This window comes from Spongiactinospora gelatinilytica, assembly GCF_003236385.1.
GTDB classification, from domain to species: Bacteria; Actinomycetota; Actinomycetes; order Streptosporangiales; family Streptosporangiaceae; genus Spongiactinospora; species Spongiactinospora gelatinilytica.
The window spans coordinates 1-5,322 of the sequence record NZ_POUA01000453.1 but is presented as its reverse complement, the minus strand read 5'-3'; the positions used below and the strand labels follow the sequence as shown (position 1 = coordinate 5,322).

Below are 5,322 nucleotides of genomic sequence, written 5' to 3'. Positions count from 1 at the left end.
CCCCCAGCCCCACCAGAACGCAGGCCAGCAGCGGATCGGCGGCGGCCTCCCCGCACACGCCGCACCCCTTGCCCGCCGACACCGCCGCCGTGGCCGCGATGTGGATCAGGTCCAGCAGGGCCGGCTGCCAGGGATCCTGCAACGCTCCAAGGGAGCCGAGCTGGCGGTCCGCGGCGAAGGCGTACTGGGCCAGGTCGTTGGTGCCGATGGAGAAGAAGTCCACGGCGGGGGCGAGGTCGGCGGCGCGCAGCGCGGCCGAGGGCACCTCGATCATGATCCCGGCCTCCGGCAGGCCCGCCGTACGGCACGCCTTGGCGAACCAGCCGGCCTCCTCGCGGGTGGCCACCATGGGCGCCATCACCGCGAGCCTGGCCGTGTTCCCGTCGGCGGCCCTGGCCAGCGCGCGGAGCTGGGTCTCCATCACCTGGGGGTGGGCGCGGAACATGCGCAGCCCGCGCTCGCCGAGCGCCGGGTTGGGCTCCTCGCCGGGCGGCGGCAGGAACGCGAGCGGCTTGTCCGCGCCCGCGTCGAGGGTGCGGACGATCACCCGGCCGCCCGGGAAGGCGTCCAGGACCTCGCGGTAGGCGGCGTACTGCTCCTCCTCGCCGGGAGCCTGCGCCCGGTCCAGGAACAGGAACTCCGTGCGGTAGAGCCCCACGCCCTCCGCCCCGGCGGCGAGCGCCGCGGGCAGGTCGGCGGGGCCGCCGATGTTGGCCAGCAGCGGCACGGGACGCCCGTCGGCGGTCATCCCGGGGCCGGTGGCCGCCGCCAGTACCGCCTGCCGGGCCTCGTCGGCCTTGCGCGCGCCGTCCACCTCGTCGGCCGGCGGGTCGGCGCGCACGATGCCGGTCGCGCCGTCCACGAGCACGGGGGTGCCGGCCTTGATGCCGGTCGCGCCCGCGCAGGCCACCACGGCGGGCACGCCGAGCGCGCGGGCCAGGATCGCGGTGTGGCTGGTCGGGCCGCCCTCCTCGGTCACGAACGCGGCCACCACCTCGCGCGAGAGCAGCGCGGTGTCGGCGGGCGCGAGGTCGCGGGCGACCAGGACGAACGGCTCGCCGCCGCCCTCGGGCACGCCGGGCATCGGCCGCCCGGTGAGCACGGCGACCGCCCGGTCGCGCACGTCGTCGAGGTCGGCGGCGCGTTCGGCCAGGTAGCCCCCGGCCGCGGCCAGCGCGTCGCGGTAGCCGCCGAAGGCGTCGTACACCGCGCGGGCGCCCGCGGTGCCCTGGCCGATCGCGGTGTCCACGACCTCGGCCAGCGCCGGGTCGCGGGCCATCATGGCCTGCGCCGACAGCACGGCCTGGGCCTCGCCGCCCGCCGTCTCACCGCGCGCCTCAAGGTCGGCCGCGACCTGTTCGAGCGCGGCGTGGACTCGGGTCCGTTCGATCTCGGCGTCTCCGTCGTGCCGTGCGCCGACCGGCGGTTCGGGGACCTCCACCACCAGCAGGTGGACCGGGCCGAAGCCGATGCCGGGGCTGACGCCCGTGCCGGACAGCGCCGTCGTGCCGTCCATCGGCGTCAGGGCGCGGCGGCGATGGCGACCAGGGTGTCCAGCACCTCGTCGGCCCCCTCGCCGTCGGCCTTGATCACGATGGTCTCGCCCTGGCGCACGTCCAGGGCCAGCACCGACAAAATGCTCTTGGCGTTCACCGGCTGGCCGCCGAGCTTGCCCACGGTGACGTCAAGGTTCGCCTTGGCCGCCGTCTGCACGAACGTCGCGGCGGGCCGGGCGTGCAGCCCGACCTCCGCCATGACGGTGACCCTGCGTTCTGCCACGTTCTCCACTCCTTCGGGTTGATCTTTCATGGCTCAGCCGTCCGGGCCCGCGCCGGGCGGCCAGGTGACGGCGGTGAGGTCGGTGACGATGAGGTCGGCGCCGGTCAGTTCCTCGTGGGGATGGGTGGTCGCCACGGCCACGCAGGTCATGCCCGCCGCCTTGGCGGCGGCGACCCCGGCCGCGGAGTCCTCGAAGGCGACGCACTCGGCGGGGTGGGCGTCGAGCAGGCGGGCCCCTTGCAGGTAGCCCGAGGGGTCGGGCTTGCCGACCTCGACGTCCTCGGCGGCGACGATGGCGTGTACGTGGTCGCGTACGCCGACCTCGCGCAGCCGCTTCTCCGCCCACCAGCGCATCGCCGAGGTGACCACGGCGATCGGCGAGCCGTGCTCGGCGACCGCCCCGACCAGCTCGGCGGCCCCGGGCACCGGCACGATCTCCGGCAGCCCGGCGTGGTCCTCGTAGGAGAACAGCTCGCCGATGAGGTCATCGACGCTGCGGCCGGGGAACAGCGCGGGCATCTCGCCCAGCACGTCGCGCAGCCGGCGGCCCATGAAGGCGCGCAGCAGGGCCTTGTCGTAGGCGACCCGGTTGTTGACGAACAGCAGCTCGTAGAGGGCCAGGCTGCGCACCTCCGTGTTGATCAGGGTGCCGTCGAGGTCGAAGAGCGCGGCCTTCATACTCGCCTTCCGTGCTCGTCCTGCGTGCTCGTACTGTGCTCGCTGTCACGCGGGCCCTGCCCGCCGGTGCCCTTCTCAGGCGCATGTCAGGAGCTCACGCCCATGTCAGGCCCAGTCGAACAGGGCGTCGCCCGCCTCGATCGTGCCATGGGCCAGTGGCACCACCGCGCCCGCCGAGGCGTCCAGCGCGACCACCGGGCAGACCGGCGAACGCCCGCCGGCCTCGACCGCCGCCGGATCCCACGCCACCACGGGCTCCCCCGCCCTGATCCGGGCCCCCTCGGTGGCCAGCACCGAAAAGCCCGCCCCCCGGAGCTGTACGGTGTCGATGCCCAGATGGACCAGCACCCCCCTGCCGTCGTCGCCGACGATGACGAAGGCGTGCGGGTGCAGCTTCATGATCTTGCCGTCGATGGGCGCGACCGAGACGAGCGGGGCACGCGGCGGGTCGATCGCCAGGCCCGGACCGACCATGCCCGCCGAGAAAACCGGGTCGGGCACGGTCGAGAGCGGGGCGGCCGAGCCCGCCACCGGAGCGCGAACGGTGGTGCTCATGCGACCCCTCGCCCTTCGTCAGCCGAGCCCGCGAGGTCACTCGATGGTGTCCTCGATGACTTCCTCGATGTCGCTGGCTATCGTGTCGGCCTCCGGCCCCACGACGACCTGGACGATCTTGCCCGCCGTCATGACACCGTGGGCCCCGGCGGCGCGCAGCGCCGCCGTGTCCACCTTCGAGGCGTCCCGGACCTCCGTGCGCAGTCGAGTGATGCACGGCTCGATCTCGATGATGTTCTCCGCACCACCGAGACCGGCGATGATCGCCTCGGCGTCTGCCGCCATGGCATCCTCCTCGTTGTCCGTGACCAGGCTAAACGAAGTGACCCGGCGGAAAGCGCGCAGCACGGCCAAGGGTCGTCAGTCGGTTTGCGTGACCTTCTTCAGACCGCGTGGCGCGTCGGGGTCGAACCCAAGCCTGCGGGCCAGCGCCTCGGTGAGCAACTGGCCGGGGACGATCAGCCCGAGCGGGGCCACCCACTCCGGCAGGTCCGGGCCGTTCAGCGCGGTGGTGGAGGCCCGGGCCAGGCCGTCGCCGCCGCCGATGCCGTACGCCGCCGCGCCCGCGCCGGTGACCCGCTCGGCCAGCGCCACGGTGCCCGCCAGCGTCGGCCCCTCGCCGGCCGCGACCAGGATGGCCGGGGTGTCCTCGTCCACCACGGCGATCGGGCCGTGCAGCAGGTCGGCGTAGGACAGGCCCATGGCGTGCAGGTAGCACGCCTCCTTGAGCTTCAGCGCGGTCTCCAGGGCGGTGGAGAACGCGAGGCCGCGCCCCGACACCACCACGCCGGGCTTGCCCGCGAGGCCCGCCACGACGGACTCCAGGTCGCCCGGGTCGTCGATCAGCTTGGCCACGGCGCCGGGCACGCGGTCGAGGTCGGCGGCGTCCACGTCGGCCCCCAGGCCGAGGGCCAGCACCGCGATCGCGGCCAGCTGCGTGGTGTAGGTCTTGGTGGCCGGGACGGCCTTCTCCTCGCCGGCCTCGGTGCACAGCGCCAGGTCGGCGGCCTCGGCGAGCGGGCTCCGCGGCCCGCCGTTGGTGATCGCGACGGTCTTGGCCCCGCAGTCCTTGGCCCAGGCCAGCGTCTCGACGATCTCCTCGGTGCGGCCCGACTGGGACAGCCCGACCGCGAGCACGCCGTCCAGGTCGACCTTGCGCTTGTAGGTCGTGGCGATGGAAGGCGCGGCGAGCGTGGCCAGCCGCCCGGTGCGGGCCTCGGTGAGGTACCGGCCGTACACCGCGGCGTTGTCGGAGGTGCCACGGGCGATGAAGAGCGTCTGCCGAGTGCCTTCGGCCACCCGCTCCACCGCGCCGACCATCGGGAGCAGCGAGTCGAGGGTGGCCCGCAACGCCGCCGGCTGCTCGCCGATCTCCCTGCGCATAAAGGTCGTCATCTTCCGCCCAGTCTCCTTGAGATCGGCCTGTTATGGATCCGTCGCCGGACGATGCGTTGACACCCAAATCCAGCATGTGGTCTAGTCCGGACTAGACCAGTACGAACCATAACTCATGCCACCCGCATCGATCGAGGGGAGGCTTCGTGGCGGAGATCGACCCGGACAGCCCGGTGCCGAAGTACTTCCAGCTTCGCGAAATCCTTCTCGACCTGATCGAGAGCGACGAGCTGCCCATCGGCGCGGCCATCCCCTCCGAGCGGGAGCTGTGCCAGCGGTTCGGCCTGTCCCGGATGACGGTACGGCAGGCGGTCGATCACCTCGTCTCCGAGGGCCGGTTGCACCGGGTCGCGGGCAAGGGCACCTTCGTGGCCCGCCCGAAGATCGAGATGGCGATCCGGCTCACCTCCTTCAGCGACGACATGCGCGCCCGCGGCCTGGAGCCCGGATCTCGCGACCTCGACCGGCGGATCGTGCGCGCGAGCGCCCACCTGGCCCGGGAGTTGGGCATCCAGCCCGGCGACGAGGTCCACTTCATCGAGCGCCTGCGGCTGGCCGACGGCGAGCCGCTGAGCATCGACCGCTCGCACATCCCGGTCGCCCTGGCCCCCGACCTCTCCGCCCACGACCTCGCCAACCGCTCGCTCTACAGCCTGCTCGAATCCCGCTACGGCCTCATCCTGGACGGCGGCGAGCTGACCATCGACGGCGGCATCGCCGATCCCGGCGACGCCGACCTGCTGAAGCTCCCCCGGGGCGGCGCCGTGCTGCTCCTCCAGCGTCGTTCCTTCGCCGGCGGCGTCTGCGCCGAACTCGGGGTCTCGACCTACCGCGCCGACCGCTACCAGCTCCGCACCGTGCTGGAAATCCCGCAGCGGCGCAGCTGACTCTCCTCCCCCACCGACCCCCAGGAGG

The 5,322-nt window shown here is 73.4% G+C and carries 7 protein-coding genes; 1 reads left to right on the top strand and 6 read right to left on the bottom strand.

The window, feature by feature from the left end; genetic code table 11:
* The 6 genes from ptsP to C1I98_RS34470 all read right to left on the bottom strand — a co-directional run.
* A partial coding sequence (ptsP, locus tag C1I98_RS34495) for a phosphoenolpyruvate--protein phosphotransferase (protein WP_111171516.1) occupies positions 1-1,516 on the bottom strand: 1,516 nt, incomplete at its 3' end.
* A 5-nt stretch (positions 1,517-1,521) separates the two neighbouring features.
* On the bottom strand, positions 1,522-1,779 hold the full coding sequence (locus C1I98_RS34490; protein ID WP_111171518.1) for an HPr family phosphocarrier protein: 258 nt from the start codon (positions 1,777-1,779) through the stop codon (positions 1,522-1,524).
* A gap of 33 nt (positions 1,780-1,812) precedes the next feature.
* Positions 1,813-2,457 carry an HAD family hydrolase gene (locus C1I98_RS34485; RefSeq protein WP_111171515.1) on the bottom strand — a complete coding sequence of 215 codons (645 nt, stop codon included), beginning with the start codon at positions 2,455-2,457 and terminating at the stop codon, positions 1,813-1,815.
* 105 nt (positions 2,458-2,562) lie between these two features.
* Positions 2,563-3,012, bottom strand: a complete 450-nt coding sequence (locus tag C1I98_RS34480; RefSeq protein ID WP_111171514.1) for a PTS sugar transporter subunit IIA — start codon at positions 3,010-3,012, stop codon at positions 2,563-2,565.
* Positions 3,013-3,048: 36 nt separating this feature from the next.
* Positions 3,049-3,297 (bottom strand): PTS sugar transporter subunit IIB, encoded by a 249-nt coding sequence (locus tag C1I98_RS34475; protein WP_111171517.1) that lies wholly within the window; start codon positions 3,295-3,297, stop codon positions 3,049-3,051.
* Between the two features lie 75 nt (positions 3,298-3,372).
* On the bottom strand, positions 3,373-4,407 hold the full coding sequence (locus C1I98_RS34470; protein ID WP_111171513.1) for an SIS domain-containing protein: 1,035 nt from the start codon (positions 4,405-4,407) through the stop codon (positions 3,373-3,375).
* A gap of 146 nt (positions 4,408-4,553) precedes the next feature.
* On the opposite strand from C1I98_RS34470, the gene C1I98_RS34465 reads away from it, so the two are divergent.
* Positions 4,554-5,294: a GntR family transcriptional regulator gene (locus C1I98_RS34465; RefSeq protein WP_111171512.1), complete on the top strand. Its 741-nt coding sequence runs from the start codon at positions 4,554-4,556 to the stop codon at positions 5,292-5,294.
* Positions 5,295-5,322 lie beyond the last annotated feature (28 nt).